At 41.9% G+C, this 22002-nt stretch carries 12 protein-coding genes; all 12 read left to right on the top strand.

Going from position 1 to position 22002, the window contains the following annotated elements; all coding sequences use genetic code 11:
• Positions 1-336, top strand: a 336-nt coding sequence (locus tag LZG71_RS29955) for a LuxR C-terminal-related transcriptional regulator (protein ID WP_233826909.1), incomplete at its 5' end; no start/stop codon positions are given.
• Between the two features lie 182 nt (positions 337-518).
• On the top strand, positions 519-1154 hold the full coding sequence (locus LZG71_RS29950) for a response regulator transcription factor (protein WP_233826907.1): 636 nt from the start codon (positions 519-521) through the stop codon (positions 1152-1154).
• A gap of 110 nt (positions 1155-1264) precedes the next feature.
• A complete protein-coding gene (locus LZG71_RS29945) occupies positions 1265-3079 on the top strand; it encodes an SdrD B-like domain-containing protein (RefSeq protein ID WP_233826905.1) in 1815 nt (604 codons plus the stop codon).
• Between the two features lie 209 nt (positions 3080-3288).
• Entirely contained in the window at positions 3289-4206 is a 918-nt protein-coding gene (locus LZG71_RS29940; protein WP_233826903.1) for a hypothetical protein, read from the top strand.
• Positions 4207-4235: 29 nt separating this feature from the next.
• Positions 4236-5453, top strand: coding sequence for a T9SS type A sorting domain-containing protein (locus LZG71_RS29935; RefSeq protein WP_233826901.1), 1218 nt, complete (start codon positions 4236-4238; stop codon positions 5451-5453).
• Positions 5454-5570: 117 nt separating this feature from the next.
• Positions 5571-5981 (top strand): hypothetical protein, encoded by a 411-nt coding sequence (locus LZG71_RS29930; protein WP_233826899.1) that lies wholly within the window; start codon positions 5571-5573, stop codon positions 5979-5981.
• A gap of 235 nt (positions 5982-6216) precedes the next feature.
• Positions 6217-6897 carry a T9SS type A sorting domain-containing protein gene (locus LZG71_RS30655; RefSeq protein ID WP_233826897.1) on the top strand — a complete coding sequence of 227 codons (681 nt, stop codon included), beginning with the start codon at positions 6217-6219 and terminating at the stop codon, positions 6895-6897.
• A 355-nt stretch (positions 6898-7252) separates the two neighbouring features.
• Positions 7253-11110, top strand: coding sequence for a T9SS type A sorting domain-containing protein (locus tag LZG71_RS29920; RefSeq protein ID WP_233826895.1), 3858 nt, complete (start codon positions 7253-7255; stop codon positions 11108-11110).
• A gap of 1051 nt (positions 11111-12161) precedes the next feature.
• The gene (locus tag LZG71_RS29915; RefSeq protein ID WP_233826893.1) at positions 12162-16313 is read left to right on the top strand and encodes an Ig-like domain-containing protein; all 4152 of its coding nucleotides are present in this window, start codon (positions 12162-12164) and stop codon (positions 16311-16313) included.
• A 29-nt stretch (positions 16314-16342) separates the two neighbouring features.
• The gene (locus LZG71_RS29910) at positions 16343-17377 is read left to right on the top strand and encodes a T9SS type A sorting domain-containing protein (RefSeq protein WP_233826891.1); all 1035 of its coding nucleotides are present in this window, start codon (positions 16343-16345) and stop codon (positions 17375-17377) included.
• Between the two features lie 1164 nt (positions 17378-18541).
• Positions 18542-19180, top strand: coding sequence for a response regulator transcription factor (locus LZG71_RS29905; protein ID WP_233826889.1), 639 nt, complete (start codon positions 18542-18544; stop codon positions 19178-19180).
• A gap of 1610 nt (positions 19181-20790) precedes the next feature.
• Positions 20791-22002, top strand: a 1212-nt coding sequence (locus tag LZG71_RS29900) for a hypothetical protein (protein WP_233826887.1), incomplete at its 3' end; no start/stop codon positions are given.

Below are 22002 nucleotides of genomic sequence, written 5' to 3'. Positions count from 1 at the left end.
AGCTCCGACGGACCCGAATTGCTGAGATGTATTTCGCAGGTTGAGAATGGTAAAAACTTTATCAGCAATGAAGTAATGGAGGTTTTACTTCCAAAATGGCTGCCGACCAATCACCTCAGGAAACACACGGTCAAAAGCCTCACCAGCAATGAATATGAAATAGCAAGGTCTCTTGCCAATGGCGACCGCATTACGAGTATAGCCAATCATAGGAACCGGAAAGTTTCGACGATCAGCACGATTAAAAAGAACATATTCAAGAAGCTGAATATAGATCACATCAAAGATCTGGTTCAGGCGCTGGACAGGGTTTCGGAAAACCAGAGCGAAGTTTAATGAAGCAGCTGCGCGCCTTTCAGAGCATGCATGGTATCCTCATAAATCCGCTATCGTTTTAGGCTGGATTATTTATTAAAAACAACCCAATTGTATTGTCGTATATATACTATCGTTACAAGATTATTTGAATCGTTTTATTGACACTTTCATCACACTAACTTAAAAATCAGGTATTAGTCATGTCTAAGATTTTATTGATTGACAACTATCCAATAGCTCTGGAAGGTTTACGCCATTTTCTCGGCGCGAAGTTCGGGCAAGCATCTCTTTTCGGAAGCACGAGCATTCACAGCGCCCGTTCAAAACAGGATTTTCCGACACCTGACCTGATCATTCTGGGGGTAAATGAATGCGTAGTGCAGGAAAATTTGCGCATTGTGAAGTTCTGCCTGGCTTCGTATCCGTCCGTCCCCCTGGTCATATACGATCAGCATGTGGATTCAGGGAAGTTTTTAGCGTATCTGAAATTGGGAGTGAAAGGCTGCATCCTGAAAGAAAACCCTTCCGGCGAAATTGCCTCCTGCATTGAGAAAGTATTGGGAGGGAAGATCTATCTGGCACCTGCTGTGCTGGAAATCCTGATAAGCAACACGCTGCTAACGCCCAGATTTCCGGAATCACAAAAGGACAGACGGCTTAGTCCGCGTGAAAACCAGGTGGCGTCATACCTTACCCAGGGAAACGGAACCAAATGGATTTCTGAAAAGCTGAATATCAAGCCTTCGACTGTCAGCACCATGAAAAGAAATGTTTTTCTAAAAATGAAGGTAAATAACGTAATCCAACTTCAGGAAGTGTTCAAATCAGAAGCTTAGACGCTGCTGCTACTCTCTACTTAAAGCCTGTGGTTTTCCTGATCACTTGTGAGCAAAATTCTTATTTCCTCTTCAATGTGAGGGTTTCAACACAATCAATAATTTAATTTATGAAAATCAATACCAAAGATATAAATGCGCCAAAATCGCTGCGTTGGCGTGCAGCATGGATGATGAATGTGAAGTTTGCAGTTTTACTGCTTATGTTGTTTCAAATCCCAAGCACGGTTAATTCCCAGTGTCTTACTCCCATAGACACTGCTTATGCAATTATGACCCCGGCAAACTGCGCACCGGTTGGGTCACTTGTTGTCAAATCCAGTGCAGAGTCGGAACCAACAGCCGAATATAAGATTATCGCCGGACCGCCTTCTGGCATTTATTCAATGGATCCTCAGAGCTCCAACAGTTTTTTGAACTTGCCTTCGGGAGACTATTGGATCGAAATTAATTGTAGTGGTCAATATTATTATTTGAATACCACAGTTGGGGGCGAACCTACCCCTCCCGTGATTGGTGTGACTCAGAAGTGCGGAGGTGGAGGGGGAAATAACCGGATCATGGCGGCACCAACGGGATTGGTTGTCTTTGAATTCGCAGGGTATGGTCCCTTTAAGTTGGAAATGAAAAAGACGACGGATAGTACATTCATTACCATCGGGAACGCTGTTCCCGATAAGTATACAGTTGATTCTCTGGAAGCAGAAACAGTTTACGATGTAAAGGTCACTGACCAGTGTGGCAATATTTCTGAAATCCAGATATTTGTAAGGGCGCCGCAGGCAGGGCAGGTAACCAATACACAACAGCCTTGCCAGGGTCAGAATTACACACTGAGTGCAGAAGACGTAGTAGGTGCAAGTTATTCATGGACAAGAGATGGCGTAGAGATTTCAACTTCAAAAGATCTCGTATTTCCATCATATTCTTCGGCTGATGATGGCAAGTACACCTGTGTGATCACCTGGAATGGCTGTATTTTTAAAGTTGCCACTGTAAATCTCAACAGTGAAATCTGTGGTGAACCTATATACAATTCGGGAATCGGCAACTTTGTCTGGATGGACAGTAATATGAATGGCTTGCAGGATGACGCGGAAACAGGTGTGGCGGGAGTGCAGGTGATCTTATATGCAGGAGATGGCGTAACCCCGCTTGATACCACCACCACAGACGCTGCTGGCCGTTACTACTTTGGAAATCTTTTGGAAGGAGATTACATTATTGGATTCAGTAATTTACCTTCAGGATATAGTTTCACCACCTCTGCCGGAAGTGCCAGCGATGCGGGAAACAGCGATGCAGATACCAACGGAAAAACGGGTGTGATAACCCTGGCTGACAATGAATTTAATCTGAACATTGATGCCGGTATAAAAAGCGCTCTGCCTGTTACACTGATCAGTTTCACTGCAAAAAAGGTAGAAACAACCGTTGTGCTCGCATGGGCAACTTCAATGGAAAGTAACAGTGACCGCTTTGAGATTGAAAACAGCTTTGATGGAAAATCATGGAAAAAGATCGGGGCCGTTTTTGCCTCAAAAGAAAGCAATTCTGTACAAAACTATCACTATACACACACCAACCCCACACCCGGCGATGCTTTATACAGATTGCGTATGATTGATGCTGATACGCGTTTTACGTTCAGCCGCATTCAGCACGTGAGGACGGGAAATTCAGATGATCATGCGGTTTTGTTTCCCAATCCTGCTTCCGAGAAACTGTTCCTGAATCCTGATTTGATTGCCTCCGTGAGCGAAGTATCGCTCACGGATCTTACGGGCCGGGTTTTATACCAGGCAGGCGCTTTCCCTGTGGAAGGAATTGATGTAGACAAACTTTCGGCAGGTATCTATGTCGTGCGGACTAAACTAAGAAATGGAGTTGAAAAAAGTTCACGGGTATTGGTTGTGAAGCAATAAAGACAGACAGTTTAACTCTTTCACAATACTCAACATGAGGCTTCGGTAGTATCCAAAAGTGCGGGCGGAAGGACCGTCTGCACTTTTTACCTATAACATAAATCATAATGATCAGCAAGGCACCCACCTGATAGCAAAACTCTCACAATAAGCGGTTTGCCCAAAAAAGACAATCCCTTCATATCAAAAATAAATATTTAAACATTATCATGAAAAAGATTATACAATACTTAAGATTTTCGGCTATTATCGTTGGTACAGTAGCTATCCTTGCTGGCAAAAATGCCTCAGCTCAAACATGTACCAACACGGTTACTTCCTACCCGGGAACGGCAAACGGCGTTATAATTAATTATTACGGGGGTGCTTTTTTTCACAACGGGACACCGGTTACTTGTGGCCAATCGGCGCCATCGACTAGTCAGTTTTATGGAGACGGAGCCACGCTAACATCAGGAACATACGTTTTTTCAAGTCCTGTAAACGACATCGTATTTTGGGTTGGGGGCATGCATGATACGCCTGCGGACGGAGTGGAGAAGGTCGTATGGTCTACGAATGGCGGGAATACAAGTGTTACGTCATCAAATTATTGCCTGGGTATACTTAGCGATTCCACATTTACATCCTCAGGTTCCCAGTCGTCAGACGGTTCGAATTCGGCAGGTGGGGTTTTTGTAGTACATGCTGATTCCCCGTTCACAAAGCTAACATTGGAACATACACAAGGAAATACTGACCTGAATGGTGCATCAGTGCTACTCTGCTCCGGAAGTGTTGTTTCTTGTTTCTCCTACACCCCTGTATTGTCCGCGGTAACGCAACCTACGTGTGCTACTCCTACGGGATCGTTTACCATCACCAACTACGACCCAACACTAACTTATACTGTAACTCCTGAAGGGTCAACAACTCCTACAGCTGTAACCATTGATCCGACGGGGTTAGTAAGCGGTGTTCCGTACGGTGTTCCGACAGATCCGTACTCAAGTCCGTGGCCAATTACTTATTATGTAACTGCATTCAATGCACCCAACTGCGGTTCTGCAACTGCTATTTCAGAGTCGGTTCAGCCGGCACCACAAGATTGTTGCCCTGCCGACGCGGGTACGATTACACGTCAATAACCGGTCTCGATCATTTAAACAATATAAGTATGATACATTATTTAAAGAAATGGGTACCTGGGGTGGGTGTGATGTTGACAATGATAACCCTGAGCATATGTGCCCTGTCCGGGTTCGCTCAGTGTGTTAGTCCTGGCACGGCCATCAACTTCAGCACCGCCGGAAACAACACAACCACAGGTTACACCACCGAATACGTCCTGACAGATGATTCCGGTAATATATTACAGAACGTCAGCAGTGGATTTTTGGCACCGGCTACGGATGGGAACTACAAGGTATATGCCGTAAACTATGATACTGGAGGAACTCCTCCTGATTTGTCGCCAGCAACAAATATTTCCGCTATTGGTGGATCCTGTGCAAAAGCCAGCGACGCCCCATTGGCCTTTTGTGTAGCTACTGCGATTAACAACTGTGTAACAACCGGAGCCCCAATCGCATTTTCCGCAACGGGGCAGAATACAGATGCTGGTTTCGAAACCAGGTATGTGCTTACCGACAATGCAGATGTTATTATCTCCAGTACCAATGCAAGTCCGATAACCGCACCGTCAGCGGAAGGCACCTATAAGATCTATGTGGTTAATTACGATACGAACAACGGCAATGCCGCACCAACGCTTGCTGCCGGCACCACAATAACGGATATTGGTGGAGATTGTGCTGCGATCAGCAATTCGCCACTTGTGGTTTGTGTAACCTCCCCGCTACCGGTAACGTTGGTTTCATTCACTGCTTCAGAAGAAGGCGATGTAACATTACTTACCTGGTCAACAACCGAAGAAACCAATGCCAGCTATTTCGAAATACAACGGAGTTCTGATGCAAAAAACTGGAACCCAATTGGTAAAAAGGATGCAACCGGAGAAAGCAAAAGCACAGTCAGTTATTCGTTTGCGGATTCCGCCCCACTTGGCGGCACCAACTACTACCGCTTAAAATTGGTGGACCAGGACGCAACCTTTGCCTATAGCCGTATACAGAGTGTGTCGTTTGGAGAAAGTAGCTCCAGTATAATACTTTATCCGAACCCCGCATCTGATGTTGTGAAGATAAAGGATTTGGAGACGAAAAATGTAAATGGGGTTACGATGGTTAATATGAACGGAAAAACCGTTTATCAGTCAAGCGCTATTTCACCGGATGGGATCAATGTCAAGGCGTTTTCTGCGGGTATTTACCTGATAAAAATTAGCCATTCGGATGGTAGAGTAAGCACGCATAAAATTGTTGTAAGCAGATAAAACTTATTGACAACAAAAGATACGAACCTTCCGGCCTGAAAAGGTCTAAAGGTTCGTATTTATGAAAATACTTTGTAAGTTAAAAATCCGTACTATTCACACATCATCACGCACACAATGTTCGAGATATTCAAAGGACTAAGGATCCGCGATTGGGAAATTCAACTGTTGAAAAACGTGCTGAAACAGTTGCCTGCTGAGTTCGGATGTCTCCAGGAACAAATTGATATAGGTTTGCTTATCGGAATCAGGAATGATCCCAATGTGAGGTACCGGCGAAGATTTTTGTATGACATGAAAATATTTGAAGCGTTCAAGATCGAAAAGGAGCCTAGCTATAAAATTACTGGCATTAAAGTATACGATAAAAAAAGCAAAGCCCAGTTGCTTTATACGATGTACATTTCTAATGGGGTTATTGGTGGTTATTCCATAAAAGGCGCGGATAAATTTTCAATTGATGTAGATAGAACCGACATTTTCTGGTTCGTCCAGATATTTCAGGAAGTTCCGAATTCTGGACATTGATATAAATAACTGCTACACATTGATCTGACGATTTAGTGTTCAATTTAATAAACCCCAGTTAATAAACCCCAGGTTATTGACCGACGTATGCAAATCTGAGTTACGATCATATTTGATCTGGTATTAACAACGATTCCAGAGAGCTTCACCAACTATTTAACGCATGATTGAGCACAATGAAAGTCGAAAAACCTCCCGGGTTGAAAGCTGTAAGAATCATTTTTTTATATATACTGTGAAAAGGCTACAATTTATTATTCTATTACTTACCATTGCCAATCTGGCATTTTCCCAGGCTCCGGTTTCGGAGCGCGCCTCCTCTGGAATAGCTACTTTGCAAGAAATTCAACCGAATGTAGATGCTAACCATTCGTCAGAGAGAAGTCCTGTTTCCCTTATTTCTTTTAAAGCCACTCAGGGAATGAATGAAGTCCAAATTGAATGGACCGTAGACAAGGACAAAAATGTGGCGCTCTTTGCCATTGAATACGGTGTGAGCCCGGAAATGTGGCGAAAAATTGGGGAAGTGCAAGTTGATAACCTGATGACTGCCATCCAGAAGTATACTTTTAAACACCAAACCCCTAGGACTGGTAATAATTTATATCGTCTCAAATTCATCAATACGGATAGCTCGTTTACGTATAGTTATGTTCGTAGCATCAGAATTGCGGGAGAGGAGGGTTTGATTTTGTATTCACGTCCCGTATCCGAAAGATTCCTCCCCTCCTCTATTGTATATAGTGAAATAATAAGAGCGCAGGTACGCAATATTAGCGGAGGACTAATGCTGGATCTCAAATCTGTTCCGGTTAAGGGGATCGATTTAAGTTTGCTTGCATCGGGAATTTACCTGATCCGTATTGACACTAGTGATGGTATGATTTCCAGACACAGGGTTACATTGATGAAATAGCATTATGACTTGTGGCAGATCCTTTGCGCAATGATGCTTACGATTAAAGTATTAACAAATAAGCTAAACAATGGCATTGTAGTAGATGATTTTGAGTGAAGCCAGTCCAGCAATTTTTGCCCTAATTTATTGAATAACTCACAGGTAAAAATGTAACCAATGTTAACCAAATGGTAAACTAATACAGTTTAAAATACAAATGCAAAGTAATGGAAGTGATTTTATAGAATACGACTAAATTAATACTAAAATAGTTTTATTATATAGAAATATTTTTATAACTTAATTGGACTATTACGTCCCTTATATTGGTTATTTTATATCATTTCTTTCATCAATTCAATATTCTAATAATATGAAAACAATATTACGATTATTGGAACTGACAGTTAGTTCTGGTAATATCAAGAAAATTCGCTTCGGCTTGAACGAGTCTATCTCGGCCACTTTATGGCAAAAACGAAATTCCGCGTCATTTACCGGATTTTTTATGTCGCTGTTATTTTTGCTTATTTTGGAACCATTTGTAACGGCACAGGATAATAAGGTACCTCCGGGAGGAGCGGAGACCCCCTGGGTAATTGGTGGAGGAATTGACGGCGGTTTTGGTACAGTAAATGCAACCGCAACACAAGGGAATCCGCAAAGCCTTTGGACCAATACAGGTAACCTTACCAATTCCAATACAAGCGATTTCGCTTCACTTAGCAGAACCGGTACCGGTACCTTGGCAGGATCTATTTCAGTATCTGACGGTAATCTTTACAGGACCACCCCGAGTACAGGTTATACAGTAGGGTTCCATCTTGCACGTACAATCAGCGGAGGCTTCGGTGGGAATTTTAGTTCTGCTACCATAACGATTAGCACATTTAAAGCAGGTACTCAGCAGGAAACTTTTTCACAAGCTTATGCTACGGAGGTTTCTTTCCATGCCTACGAAGATTTTGATGAAGTCCGTCTGTCAGTAAACAGCTCCATCGGCACCATTACCGGTACACCTACCGGAACGTACCAGGTCAGGGTTGCCTATCTGAAACGTTACACACGTACTTTTGCTTGCAACACTTCTACGCCCCTTGTAGGTCCGGGTCTGGATTCCTGGGGCAGTGGACTTGGTTTCTGGCAAGGAAATGTATTACCTGTTCAGACAGATTTGACCAATCTTGAAGATGCCAGTACCGCTTCCACTTCTTCTTTTGTGACGGCAGGTCTGGCATTGACCTATACAGTCAGGGTAAAAGACGAATACATTGAGTATCCCGCAGGTACTTTTGCTGGATTTAAAATTTCCTCGAATAACCTTGCCGGAGGAAGCTTGTTGGATCTGGGTACATTAAGCGCATACCGTAATGGGGTCGAGGTTTTCTCAGCCACATCCGCTCAGCTGGCAGCGGGGTCAGTACTCGCCTTGGATGGCTCGGTTACCGTTGGTTTTGTGCCAAACGTAGATTTTGATGAATTCAGGTATTCGGTGCTCGGCGTTGGTGTCAGCTTCATTTCAACAGTAACAATCCAGTACCCTGTCATCAAACGTTTTTGCGATAACCCAATTGCGAATGCCGCCTGCAATACCCCAACCTATCTGCATGAAGGGGATGGCACCAACATCAATTACCCTGTTTATACCACCACGAATGTGACAGCCCTGGGTTGTTTGAATTGCAGTGTCCAGAATCAGGAAGCAGTTATTGATGACAACTCTGACAATTATGCCACCATACAGCAAACTCTTTCGGGTATTTCAAGTCTTTATCTTGGCGTAAAATCACAAGAAACAGGTGGTTATCCATCGGGCACTTATATTGGGTTTGAAGTAGAAAATGTAAATGTAGCAACGGCGGCAGGTGTGGTAAGAAATATCCTTACTACTTATGACGCAAACGGGGTTGAACAAGAGTCATTTTCGGATGGCGGCGTTTTGGGCGGAACGTTTTTAAACAGCAGCGGAAGATATCTGATCGGTTTCAAGACTACCAAGCCATTCAGTGAAGTGCGCTATACCATTGGAACGGTCGTTAGTGGGAGCCTGTTTTCCGAAGTACGCGTTTACAATGCTGTTATCGAACGCTTCTGTCCGACCTTTAATGATGCGTGTAATGCCTCACAACCTTTGGTTAGAAACAATTTTCCGGTATTCAACGATGCGCGTCACACCGGAATTAACTCAGGTGCCGCGGTTAACAATGTTATCAATGATCTGAATAATCTGGTTGATGATAACGGTGCCAATTATGCAACCATATCAACAGTTGCCTCTGGCGCGGTAACGGCTTCTGTTGCCGTTCAGGATGGAGGTAATACCTATCCGGCCAATACGTTTGCAGGTTTTGATATTGAGAATCCAAATTTCGCTGGCCTTAGTTTTCTGGATAATATTACCATAAGCACGCTTAATGCAGCAGGTGAAGTTGTTGAGAGTTTTACAACCTCGGGTAATTTGATGTCCTTATCCTCTAGTATTGTGAGTGGAACAGGCCGTCAGACAGTTGGATTTCTCGCTAGTCTACCTTTCACCGGAATTAAGTTTGAGATAAGCAAAGGGCCAAGTGTCAACCTGGGAGATGTTCTGGTTTATTCTGCTGTAATTAAAAAATTCTGCGAAGCAGATGTTACCTGTAATACGCTTACTGAGATTGCCAACACCACTTACCCTGTATATGTTAATGCTAAAAATACGGGTATTAGCTCAGGAGCCTGTGTGGGATGTAGCATCAATGACTCAGAGAATATTGTTAATTCAGCCGCATCTACCCCTGCTTCTATAATTATGGTAGGCGGAGCAGCCGCGACAGCGAGTGTTTCTGTTGCCAATGCAATAACAACCTATCCGGCAGGTGCATTTGCAGGTTTTGATGTCAGGAGTTCAAGCCTGTTCTCAGCGGCGGTTGCGGGTAGTATCACAATCAGCTTATGGAATAATGGTGCCAAAGTGCAGGATGGAACGGGGACTGCACTGCTTGCTGCTGCATCATCGGACATTTTAACAGGAGGAAATGACCGACAGATCGTCGGTATCATTGCCCAGGTACCATTTGATGAAGTGCAGATAAGTATTTCGCAGATCGGATCCGTAAACCTGGGAACGGTGGAAATTTACCGTCCCTACATTCAGACTTCATGTTTACAAGCTATACCATGTAACGCAACCTATTACATCACCAATCCGAACAACTCAGCGGTGATCGATGCGGCTCATACAGGTTTCACAGGAGGAGCCTGCGCTGCATGTAAGGTCGACAACGCATGGAATGCAGTTTCTGCCAGTACAACAGATTTTGCCCGTATCTTCAACTCGGGAAGTGGGCTTGCAACCGGGTCTCTTGCCGTAGCCACAACTTCTGCAACTTATCCGATCGGTACCTTCGCAGGGTTTACCATCAAGAAAAACCCATTCATCATTGCAGGAGGATTGTTTACCGGTATCACGATCACCACTTTCCTTGATGGAGTTGAGCAGGAATCCCAGAGTGATGGGGCTTTGGTTGATTTGAGTGTTTTGTTCCAGTTATTCGGCACACCCACAGACTTTTATAACCCTGGTTTTGTAGCAACGAAACCTTTTGATGAAATTAAAATCTCGGTAGGATCATTGGCGAGTGCTGTGGATCAATATGTGGATGTATACGGGGCATTTGTAGACACCAGAACCTCGCAGTCTGATCCATCTCTTCCATGTACTTTACCGGTGAAACTTACCGGTTTCGATGCTAAAAAAGAAGGAACAATGGCGCATCTGACGTGGGCGACCACTGAGGAGGTAAATAGTGACTTCTTTGAGATTCAGCATAGTAGTGATGGCAAAAACTGGAAAGTAGTAACCCAAGTAAAATCCCACGGTGAAAGCAAGGAATTGAACAGGTATAATTATACACATACTAATCCGGTAGCAGGAATTAATTACTACCGTCTTAAAATGGTTGATCAAGATGCTACATTCTCATATAGTCGGATTGAAAGTATTAGCTTTGAACAGGGATTGGTACATGTTTATCCTAATCCTGTTGATAATGTACTTTTTGTCACTGGAATTGAGAGTAAGAATGTGAAATGGATTTCCATTCACAATAACCTTGGGCAAACGCTTTATGCTGCAAGCTCTGTTTCACCTACTGGTATAAATATATCCAAACTGGCTACTGGAATTTACACCGTTAGGATTACAGAAATTGGGGGCACAGTACACACTAATAGGGTGATCATTATCAGATAATCAAGTAGTTAAAAATACCAGTTGTCGGGATCATTTTTTGATCCCGACAACTGGTATTTTTTAATGTTGTTCCGGACCTACATTTAAGAAAGACCAGAATTTTTGATGAAATGCTGGGCGATTGGAAAGTAAATAATCGTAGATGGCGTATGAGACTGTTTTTTTTATACGTGAAACCTGCATAATAACTCATTGATTGGAGTGACAGAATACAGTCTGTTGCAAATAATTGCTCCTCCGAGCCTGGGGGCGCCTTTCCTTTTGATATGAAACAGACTTACACTCATTCCGACTGCTTGTAAAAGCGGGGCCAGGGTGACAATTGTCAGCCCGAATATTTATTTCTGTCGATTAGGCTATCTGTGACCTATTGCTCTCCCTGGGTGCACCGTTCCGTTTCATCTAACATGGGCAAATTGAAACAAATATACCTTTTCGCTTGCATTTTAACATAGAACCCGGTTCTAAGGGAGGAGACCTGTCTTATTTAGCAGGTAGCGGATTAATGACGTTTCTATGTTGAGTCAAGGATTGTTACGTATATACATCTCAGTTTTAAACATTAATTTTTTTTTGTAGTATTTATTTATAGAATAATGTCCATTCAATGCCGTATTTTTTAACATAGCATTGTGCATTTTTATTTCTTTTTTATTGCATTCTGCAACTCTGTTTTTTTTATAATTTATTATTCTATATCTACTTCAAAAATTTGAAATTATTCTATTTAGTTATCTCTTTGCCAAATAATATTTTGACCGTAATGTCGATTTGGTGTGCTTGTGGGCCTTTTAGGCTGAACTAGGTAAGGTTGTCTGTGTAATTATTCGTGAACAATATTCTATAAAATAGCACATTTTTTTTTGCCTAAAATATTTTTTTTGAGCCTAGAATAAGCCTTTAAATAACGGCGTGTTACCCATATAATTTTCTTTCGTCGAACACTTGTTCTTATAGAATAAAGTGAGAAACCATGAAAAGAGAAAAAGTGCCACCATAAGTCATATTATTTGACTTGAAGAAATCATTTTAATAATTTATCCTTTAAATAATGAACAAACAAATACAAAGAAGGGGGCTCACGAGTTGGAGCGCCCCTAAACACAACGCATTCCGCCTCTTTGCTGCCCTGTTCCTTGCGGTTTGTTTGGCGGGGTCTGGTATGGCACAGGTGGTATCACCCGATACAAGTAAGCTGGTATGTAATACGCCTACCAGAATGAATTTACCTAATTATTCATTTAGTATAGTTGGAAATTCAGGTTGTGTGCCAATTATCGGCTTTCCGTGTACACAAACATGGACGGGTCCTTACGGCGTTTCGCTTGGAGCGGTTACAAATGAGGTAAATGCAGTTAGTGCAAGTACCACCGATGCCGCTACTTTTGTAGCTGCTGTTTCGGCAGTAGGCGGTATGCGATTAACGGTTAAAAGTAATAACGGATATTATCCGGCAGGCTATTTTGCCGGGTTTGACATTCAAAATACGGGTGTTTTTGGAGCTTCCATACTTGGGTCGCTTACAATCAGAACGTATTTGGGAACAACATTACAGGAAGAATATTCAGGGAACAGTGGCTCACTGACCGCAAACGTTGTTAATGATGCAGGACGTGCAACGGTTGGGTTTGTGACTACTAAAAACTTTGATCGGATTCAAATCGATCAGCAACAAACAATAAGTATCAATCTGGGAACTACACAAATTTTCAATGCAGTAGTCACTAAATTTTGCCCTGAAAAAATGCCGAGAGTTTGCAACACGCTAGAGCAATGGGCGAATCCGGTATTCCCAGTTTATGTTAACCAGATTGGGAGCGGTCTCTCAAATGTACTCTGTGCTAACTGTACAGTAAAAAACACTGCAAATCTGGTGGATGCTGATCCGAATAATTTTGCTCAAATTGATATGTTAGGCTCTTTGGGAGCTACGGCGGGTATCTCAGTAAAAAATGCCAAGACGGTTTACCCGGCGGGTAGCTTTGCCGGATTCGACATCGCGGATGATCGGGTGGCTCAGTTAACAATTGGGGTAACTCATACAATAACAACATTTAAGAATGGGGTTCAGCAGGAAGCTGTGTCAGATGGAGGTGGTTTGGTCGATGGAGGATTTTTCACTTCCACAGGAAGGATAATTACTGGCTTTAAAACACAATTTGCATTCGATGAAATAAAATTCAGTTCGTCCAATGCCGCCGGAATTTCGGTGTTGGCACCAATACGCATTTATGGAGCGGTGGTGAAGAACTTCTGCGAAGGCCCGGCATTGGCTTGTAATACCAATACAAAAATGGTTTTACCTACATATCCGGTTTTTGTGGATGCACGTAACACCAGCATTAACTCTGCTATTTGTGCACAGTGTGATATTGTTGATGCAGATAACGCAATTGATGCGGATGCAAACAATTATACGCAACTGGTAATACCTGCCAATATTGCTACCACTGCAGCGTATGGGATAACCGATGGTGCGAAGATATATCCTGCAAACACATTTGCCGGATTTGATATTGAAAATCCGAACTTAATTGGTGCGGAGGCATTGTCCGGTCTTACGTTGTCTACTACAGATCAGTATGGGCACGTAATAGAGTCTTTTACTAGCAACACGGGTCTTATCTCTGCTAATAGTTCGATTTTGAATGGAACCGGAAGACAAACGGTGGGTTTTTTAGCAACGCAACCATTTAGCGGGGTTAAAATCACGACTAGCTCAGTTATAAAAGCCAACATTGGAACAACCAGAATATACAATGCTGTTTTTAAGAAGTTTTGCGAAAACCCACTTGTTTGTAACAAACTTACGGCTGTAACAAACCCGGGTTATCCTGTTTATGTGAATGGAGTACATACCTCTATTGACGCATTGGGATGCGTAGCTTGTCAGCTTAATAATTCTGAAAACATTGTAGACGCAGCCACTGCAATACCTGCTACCCTGGTAATGGGTGCGAGTGTGGGTTCGACGGCGAAAGTTGCGGTTGCGAATGCATTGGAAACGTATCCGGCTGAATCCTTTGCCGGTTTGGATATTGAGTCTGCCACGTTGCTTTCAGGGGAGGTTCTGGCTCGAATGACTATCAATCTTTACAATAACGGAACCATCGTTCAAAGTGGAACAGGAACTTCGTTAATGGCTGGTGTTACTACTTCACTGGTAACAGGTGGTTCTAACCGCCAAATTGTTGGGATTATTAGCAAGGTGCCTTTTGATGAAGTACAGCTGGAAGTAGCTAACCTTGCAGGGGTAGACCTTGGAACCATTAAAATATACCGTGCCTATATTCAAAAAAGTTGTGCGACTCAGTTGACTTGTAACTTTAATGCGTATTTAAACGCAGAAGATCATGGTGCAGTCATTGATGCTGAACAAACAGGAACGAAAGGCGTTGCCTGTGCAGGTTGCGAAGTAAAAGCTCCTTGGAACGCAGTAACGAAAAGTACTGCTGATTATGCACGTATATACAATCTTGCAAGCGGAGCAGAAGTGAACTCACTCGCTGTTGCGGTTCCGGCTACAACATTCCCAGTGGGTACTTTCGCAGGTTTTACAATCAAAAAGAACCCGTTTCTTATTTCGGCCGGTTTGTTTACAAACATTACCATCACGACTTATCTTAATGGTATGGAGCAGGAAGTGAAATCTAACGGTTCTCTGTTTGATTTTTCATTACTGACTCAATGGTTTGGAACACCTACGAATTTTTACAATCCTGGTTTTTATGCAACGAAACCTTTTGATGAAATTAAAATATCAGTTGGTTCTCTGGCGCAGGCTATTGATCAATACGTAGATGTATATGGAGCGTTTGTTGACACCAGAAGCGTTGCTAGCGGAGCGGGTCTATTGTGTAACGTTACCAACCCGGATTTCAATGTTACGTTGGTGAACGTACCTGTAACAGGAAATGTATCCACAAATGATCAGGTGGTGGCAGGTACAACCTACGGTAGTGCTTCATCCGTTCCTGGCGTTACCAATCCGAATGGTGCAGTTCCAACTATTAACCCCGACGGGACTTATACCTTCGTAACCAATACGCCTGGTGTTTATCAATTCCTGGTGCCTGTTTGCGCACTTGGTGGAGCAACACCTTGCCCTAATGAGTTACTTACAATTACGGTTTTAAACGACGATCCGGCTGTAAAAAATCCTCCGGTTGCTAATACAGATATTGCTTCTACGAAGGTCAATACACCGGTGACGATTAATACATTGGTTAACGACAAACCTGGCGACAACGATGTACAGCTTGTTCCGGGATCGGTTACAATTACGGATCTTAATGGAGCAACTGCTGGAAATACAAGTAGTGGTGGAACAGCGGTTGTAAATACTACCACCGGTGCGATCACTTACACGCCACCAACAGGTTTTGTAGGAAAGGACACAGTTAAATACACAGTTTGCGACACCCATGTGCCTGCGTTGTGTGCATCTGCTTATCAGATCATCACGGTTTCGGGTGATGGTAGCACGAATAACACCTTGGCAGCTGACGATTATGTTACTACTCAGGCGGGCACAACACTTACTGTGTCTGTGGCAAACGGTGTGAAGGCAAACGATACGGATAAAGAAGGCGATACTCAAACTGTAACTGCTCAGACAACCACGGTACCGGGTAAAGGAACCTTGACCTTGGCGGCAGACGGAAGCTACACTTTCGTTCCAGAGCCAGGATTTACGGGCGAAGTTGATTTCCCGTACACTACTACTGATGCACAAGGAGCTACTGCAAATGCAACGCTACATATACTGGTAGACGGTAAAGTACCGGATTTGTCGCCAAGTATTTCATTTTTGCCTGCTACAATCATCGGCTCAACAAAGTTAGGAATCATATTAAATGTATATGAATTTAATGATGTGCCAACCAGTGGTTTAATTACAGTTTACATACTAAAGGATCCAACATATATTTTATCTTTTAATCCTGCAGATGTGAACGTAAAAGGTCAGGTTGTGAATAATAGTAAATGGATATTTGACAACTCAAACCCTCTATATTATATACTAACAACCAATGAAGTTATTCCAGCAAGTGGTGGATTGGCCGCCGGTTTTACAACCACTTTTAATCCAGGTGCGACCAAAGGATCAACTGTTATTTCAACATTTATTGACAGTGGTAGTGGTGGAGAGGTAGATGACTCCAATAATGCGGATGACGATACCCTCGTATACAAACCATAATAATCGCGTTTTAATTAATTGAAAAAAATATGAAAAAGAAAATTAATATATTCCTGTTTTTGGGGATAATATCCATATTTGCTCCTAGTTTGTGTTGGGCAGTTGCTGATCCCGTCGTTAATGGAGCTGCTGTTAATCCATCACCAATTGTTGCACCAACAGGAATTGCGGTATCTTTTAACACAGCTAATAATGGAACCTCAACCAGTAGTGCTGCGGTAAAGATTACTGTATCACTGTCATTACTGAAACCATCTGCTACATTTAATCCTCTAACTGATATTTCTGGTGGAGGTGCGTCAAGATTTACTTGGGTTTATGATCCTAGTACAAACGTAGTAACTGGTACGTTGAATTCTGTGTGGGCACCTGCTTCCGGAGGCGCAGTAATTATCTCTAACCTAGTTTCCACGGGTTTATCTTCGCCGGGAAGCGAAGCAAATGGTTTAAATGTGAATGTGGTCGCTCCAGGTGCGGTTAATAGTAGTACCACCAATGATAACACTTCTGCGTACACTTCATCAAGCACTGTTTTGCCTATAAAGTTAACAACGTTTACAGTGCAAAAGGAGGGTGCTCAAGCTAACCTTACCTGGGCAACTACCGAGGAAGTGAATAGCGATCATTTTGAGATTCAGCACAGCCTTGATACAAAAAGCTGGGTAGGAATAGGTCAGGTAGCTTCGAACAGAGAGAGCAATGTGAGACAGTCTTATACTTTCACGCATCCGAATCCTGCATCTGGTAGTAATTATTACCGCCTTAAAATGGTGGACCAGGATGCTACGTTTGCCTACAGTCGGATTGAGAGTGCAGAATTTGAAGGCACAAGGATTACCGTTTATCCTAATCCGGTGGCGGATGTGGTCTTCCTGAAAGGGGTGGATGCAAGTCTGGTTAACGAGGTTTCGCTAATTAATACTTCCGGTGTGGTTGTTCAAAAAACTGCTGGACTGCCAACTTCTGGTATTAACGTTAAGTCGCTGGTGAACGGGATATACCTGATACAGATCCAGGAAAAAAATGGAAACCGCTCAACGCAGAAGGTAGTGATTAGTAAATAGCAGAGATATAGTACATCCTGAATTAATTCGGGGTGTACTATTTTTATGTGGTCCTTATAAATTCAACCGACGAGAACCTACATTAAGTCTATAAAAAGGACATGTAAATATTACATCATTGAATGAAATCACAAAGATATATTTATGACCAGACTTGTATAACGGTTTGGAATTGTAAGTCGGAGTAAGTAAAAGCTGTTTTCGAGGTGATGAAAGTACAACTAGTGGGATTTGACTAATCACTTTCGATCACATTTCTTTGGGTCAGATGAGAGGAAAACTTGAAGATTTGTATAACATTATTGAATTACCGGGTTCCCTTATCAGAAAGGTTGTAGGATAAATTTCCCGAAACCGAAGCAGTTAAATATGGTATCACCCACAAGGAGAATAAATACTTGGCTGGGATAGAGTGCTGGCTTCAACTTTACTTTTTGCCTACCGTTGGGACTGACCCAAGTGCCATAGAAAGAACCTAGCGGCATTTGTACAAAAGGCAACTTTCTATAACACTTATCATAACTGTCAAAGATAGAAGTGTGCCCATTTGAACAATGCTTTAGCTTCTTGTAAATTCTAACTTGGAACTGAATAAAGTTTATGAAATAAATTATTGAGCCCACTATAAATAAATAATGGTTACAAAGAATGTTGATTTATATTCACTTCTTCTCCCTGGCTGGTAACAATATGAATTGAGGAGCCAGTAGCGACAGATATTCAAATCGACAAATAAGTATGTGTCCTGAAAAGGGAATATAAGTTTTTTGGACGGGTAGGTAACGTTAATCCGTGGTGCCCTTCGATTGTCACAATTGACTGTGATTGTTAAATCTAAACGAGACTATTAATGCTAAGGTTTTTATTAAATATTTGTACTTTTTACATAAAAAAAATTACATATCATACACATGTCTATATTATAAATTAATTCTATTAGCTATCTTTATGTAGAAAAACATTGACCTGCTCTCTCGTGTATTTGTAGTGGTATGATTCACTATTTCAGGGTTTTACATCTTAATTGTCTCTATTTCAACTTAATGATATTTATTGCTCATGATCTTCAAAAAATGGTTCATTAGTAACTGTTTGACTGCAAAAGGACGATTCAACGCGACTAGAATAAATCGCTAAGGTAAAATGGTTTTAAAAAATAATTATATGCTTAACATCGTAATAATAGACAAGCATCCTATCTTTCGAAAAGGAATTTCCCTGATTGTCAAAGATTTTAATAGTGAAATAACGGTAGCTGAATATTTCAGTTTTAAAGAATTTTACAAATCGCGTCTTGAAAAAGTAAATATTGTAATTCTTGGATTGAATTCTGATGAGGAGTTTAGAGAAATTAGCTTGGGTAAAAATTTGAAAAAGCATCTCGCAAAGTCCAAACTTATTATATGCGAGGCTAGCAAAAAAACAGATAATATTGTTGAATATTTGTCATTGGGGATGTGGGGCTACCTAAAAAAGGACAATGACGTTAATGAGATATTAGAATGTCTAGCAACTGTATTAGCTGGTAATAAATATATTAGGGACCGTTATATACTATCTCATTTTAACGGGACTTTAAGGAAACATCCTGAGCGGGTAGCCAAGGATGCTTTAACCAAGCGGCAGAGGCAGGTTGCGGATCTGTTAGTCAAGGGACGGAAGACTTCTGAAATTTCTGACTCACTGGTGATTAAAACATCAACGGTAAGTACCATTAAAATGCAGATTTACAAAAAACTTAAAGTGGATAATATCATTGATCTGAAATCGCAGGTTGATAATAATACGAAGGAGCTAGGGTAGAATAATATATATACAAGGCGTGGCAAGTAGAATTTCCAGATGGGGTAAAACCAACTCCCTTTCAATGATGAAGCACAAGAAAAGGGATTTATTAGTAAAGATGGGTCTTGCTAAAAAAATATGACCGGATTTTCGTTTGGGGTTGACGAAAAAGGTTCAGTTGATTTATGACTATGTAGCTTCGTTTTGATTTTTAGCTCTTAATCGATTTACATAAAAATGGCAGGAAAGTCTTGTAAGAGCCGCTTTCTTGCCTTTTTATCTTCCTAGGCCTCTTTCCCTGCTTTTTTAAGGTGCAGTTTTCTCAGATTGTCGGGCGTACCAACCTGGATAAACTCCGTAGTAACATTTTTAATGCCTGTTAAATGGAAGCGAGATAAAAGTTGGCTTTTATCTCGCCCAAGGAGCTTCCTGTTTCATTATTTCCTCGCTTTTGCAGCTCCCAAGAATTCTGTGAGTCAAGGTTGTTTCGCGCCTGTTCCTGTTGTTTGTCAAGCCGCTCTTTGGTTTTGAATGTACGGCTCCCGGCAGATTTACAACAACATTTCAGAAGCGGCAACCTGTGCAGTCCATGCATTAGTATTCCTTTACTGTGACCAATGGTCTGGTTTTTATATCTCTGTTTACTACTGCTCCTAAAAGTAAACCACTGCTAATAACCTGATCCCAATGCAGGAGATCCATCGGCCTAGATGGATAGTCTTTTCAAGACCGCCTTGGTTGAGATATTAGATTTGAGTGGAAAGTTTTTCCCAAACAAACCAAACTTATTTTTTTGAAGGGAATCAACTTAACTGATGCTAAATCGGAAAGATACCCGGTCGGGATTAAGGAAAATACACACAGCATTTGCATCGGTCGATAATCTATTGCCCACTTCGAAATATATACTTGCAGGTATGTAGAACCATAATCTAAATTCTATTTAAAGCACATCAATGAGAACTAGTTCGAGGTGCGTATTTTTGTACTATTCCTTTGAGTCGTTTAAGTTGATTGTTTTATAAAAGGGACTGTTGACACATTTGTAGACAAATAAGCAGTGGTGTTCGTGAATTAATTAGGAGATTAACAGCGACACTTTTGAAAACGCTTAATACTTCATAATAGGTATTTAAGTAAGGGGATACATCGTTAAAATACGGCAATTTGGGTATTGACTTACGGCTGATAGTCCACCAAATTTGCGAAAGTATAATGTGTGCATTCGGTGCGAGATGGATGGCTAATACAATAAACCAATTCTGTTTAATTGTACTTTTCTAATTTTCGTCTTTTTTGTCCCTTTGCGTGTACTTATCTGCGGCTTTTCAAATTAGCCGCTTTGTTATTTTAATGATTTATCTAACCAACCAGTACTCTCATGGTGAATTTATCCACTTTAATTTTTTATGAAACGGTTGAACATCATGAGTGATTAAGGTGGTACAAACTGTTTCTTACCCCGGACATATTGATAAGGCTACATTTCAGCTAAACATTATTCCATCATCAAAACCTCGGTCCAATGCATTTTTTTATTCACAATCAATTTTCTCAATAATCCTGAAATCAAAATCATGACGTACTTTACCAATCTATCTGGAAACCCAGATAATAGTAAGGGCAATATGTTAGAAAAAACAATTGCCTTCTGGAGTTTATCATCAGTGATCAAAGGAAGTACAATGGCATCGTTTGTTGCCTTCTTTTTATTCCTAGGTGTAAAAATTGCCAATGCGCAGGCAACCTGTGGAGATGTGACTTCTACGGATATCACCACTACGCCCGCAACTTGCCCGGGTAATGGTTCTATTACGGCACCTACTTTGGCTACTACAACAATTTACCAGCTGTCCGGAGGTGGAATAGCTGGCGAAATTCAGCAGAATTCTCCTGTATTTGGCAGTTTGGAAGAGGGAGACTATACGCTCACCCTTCTATGCACAGGTGAGCTGGCCAAGTCTATTCCGGTAACTGTTGCTGATGCTCATTCTCCATTAGGCATGAGCCTTACTGGAATAATGGCTTGTGCAGGCACTGGTGCAATTAATGCCGTTGCTACTGGCGGATTTAATAACGGTGGAGCGGGTGTTAATTACCAGTATGCTATGTGGCCGGAGTCTGCCGGTGGTGCTAACCGCGTGGATGGTGGTTTAACTTATGGTGCTTCTCCAAGCTTCGGCAATGCACTGGTGGAAGGAAAATATTTTGTGCGTGTAAAGGATAATTGCGGAAATATTTTTACTCAAAGTATTATACTTAAACCGTCTAAACCAGTAGGCAAAGCTTCATTGGGAACACCTACCGTTACCTGCGTCGGAGGTACCTTTACTTATGCATATCCAAATGCTAAACTTGTAGATCCGAATGGTGCGGAAATAACCGATTTTAGCTCTCCGCATTACACTTATCGTGTGGAAAAGAGGTCTTCTTCAACAAGTTGCGAGACTCAGCCTCCCGCTGCTGTTATTATTCCCAATACGGATATAACCACAGCGACAACTCTAAGTTCTATGTCTATACCGGGTATTGAGCCAGGGCAGCCTTACCGGGTGGTGGTTACCTCACCTTGCGGAAATGAGGAAGTGGTTTCGTGTTTTGTGGCGTCAGAACTAAACTTGGAGGTAAAACCCAGTCGTTTGTGTGCAGCTGGCGACTCCCTAAGGGTGACGGTTAACCTTTATCCTTCGGCGTCATACGAGATGACCTACCCGATAACTATAGAAATAAGTGGTACAGGGATAACGCCTGAGGTTATAACTGTGACTAATTGGAGTCAATTGGCTGCAATTCAAAGGAATTATTCTGAGAGCGCTTTCCCAATAACAATAACTGCGACA

Source organism: Dyadobacter sp. CY312 (assembly GCF_021390535.1).
Classification (GTDB): Bacteria; Bacteroidota; Bacteroidia; order Cytophagales; family Spirosomataceae; genus Dyadobacter.
The sequence above is the reverse complement of the archived record's forward strand: the minus strand, read 5'-3'. Positions and strand labels throughout refer to the sequence as shown.

What these genes read in the sequence shown, in the direction of transcription:
- LZG71_RS29950 (WP_233826907.1), top strand. Translation starts at nt 519, where the DNA reads ATGTCTAAGATTTTATTGATTGACAACTATCCAATAGCTCTGGAAGGT.
- LZG71_RS29945 (WP_233826905.1), top strand. Translation starts at nt 1,265, where the DNA reads ATGAAAATCAATACCAAAGATATAAATGCGCCAAAATCGCTGCGTTGG.
- LZG71_RS29940 (WP_233826903.1), top strand. Translation starts at nt 3,289, where the DNA reads ATGAAAAAGATTATACAATACTTAAGATTTTCGGCTATTATCGTTGGT.
- LZG71_RS29935 (WP_233826901.1), top strand. Translation starts at nt 4,236, where the DNA reads ATGATACATTATTTAAAGAAATGGGTACCTGGGGTGGGTGTGATGTTG.
- LZG71_RS29930 (WP_233826899.1), top strand. Translation starts at nt 5,571, where the DNA reads ATGTTCGAGATATTCAAAGGACTAAGGATCCGCGATTGGGAAATTCAA.
- LZG71_RS29920 (WP_233826895.1), top strand. Translation starts at nt 7,253, where the DNA reads ATGAAAACAATATTACGATTATTGGAACTGACAGTTAGTTCTGGTAAT.
- LZG71_RS29915 (WP_233826893.1), top strand. Translation starts at nt 12,162, where the DNA reads ATGAACAAACAAATACAAAGAAGGGGGCTCACGAGTTGGAGCGCCCCT.
- LZG71_RS29910 (WP_233826891.1), top strand. Translation starts at nt 16,343, where the DNA reads ATGAAAAAGAAAATTAATATATTCCTGTTTTTGGGGATAATATCCATA.
- LZG71_RS29905 (WP_233826889.1), top strand. Translation starts at nt 18,542, where the DNA reads ATGCTTAACATCGTAATAATAGACAAGCATCCTATCTTTCGAAAAGGA.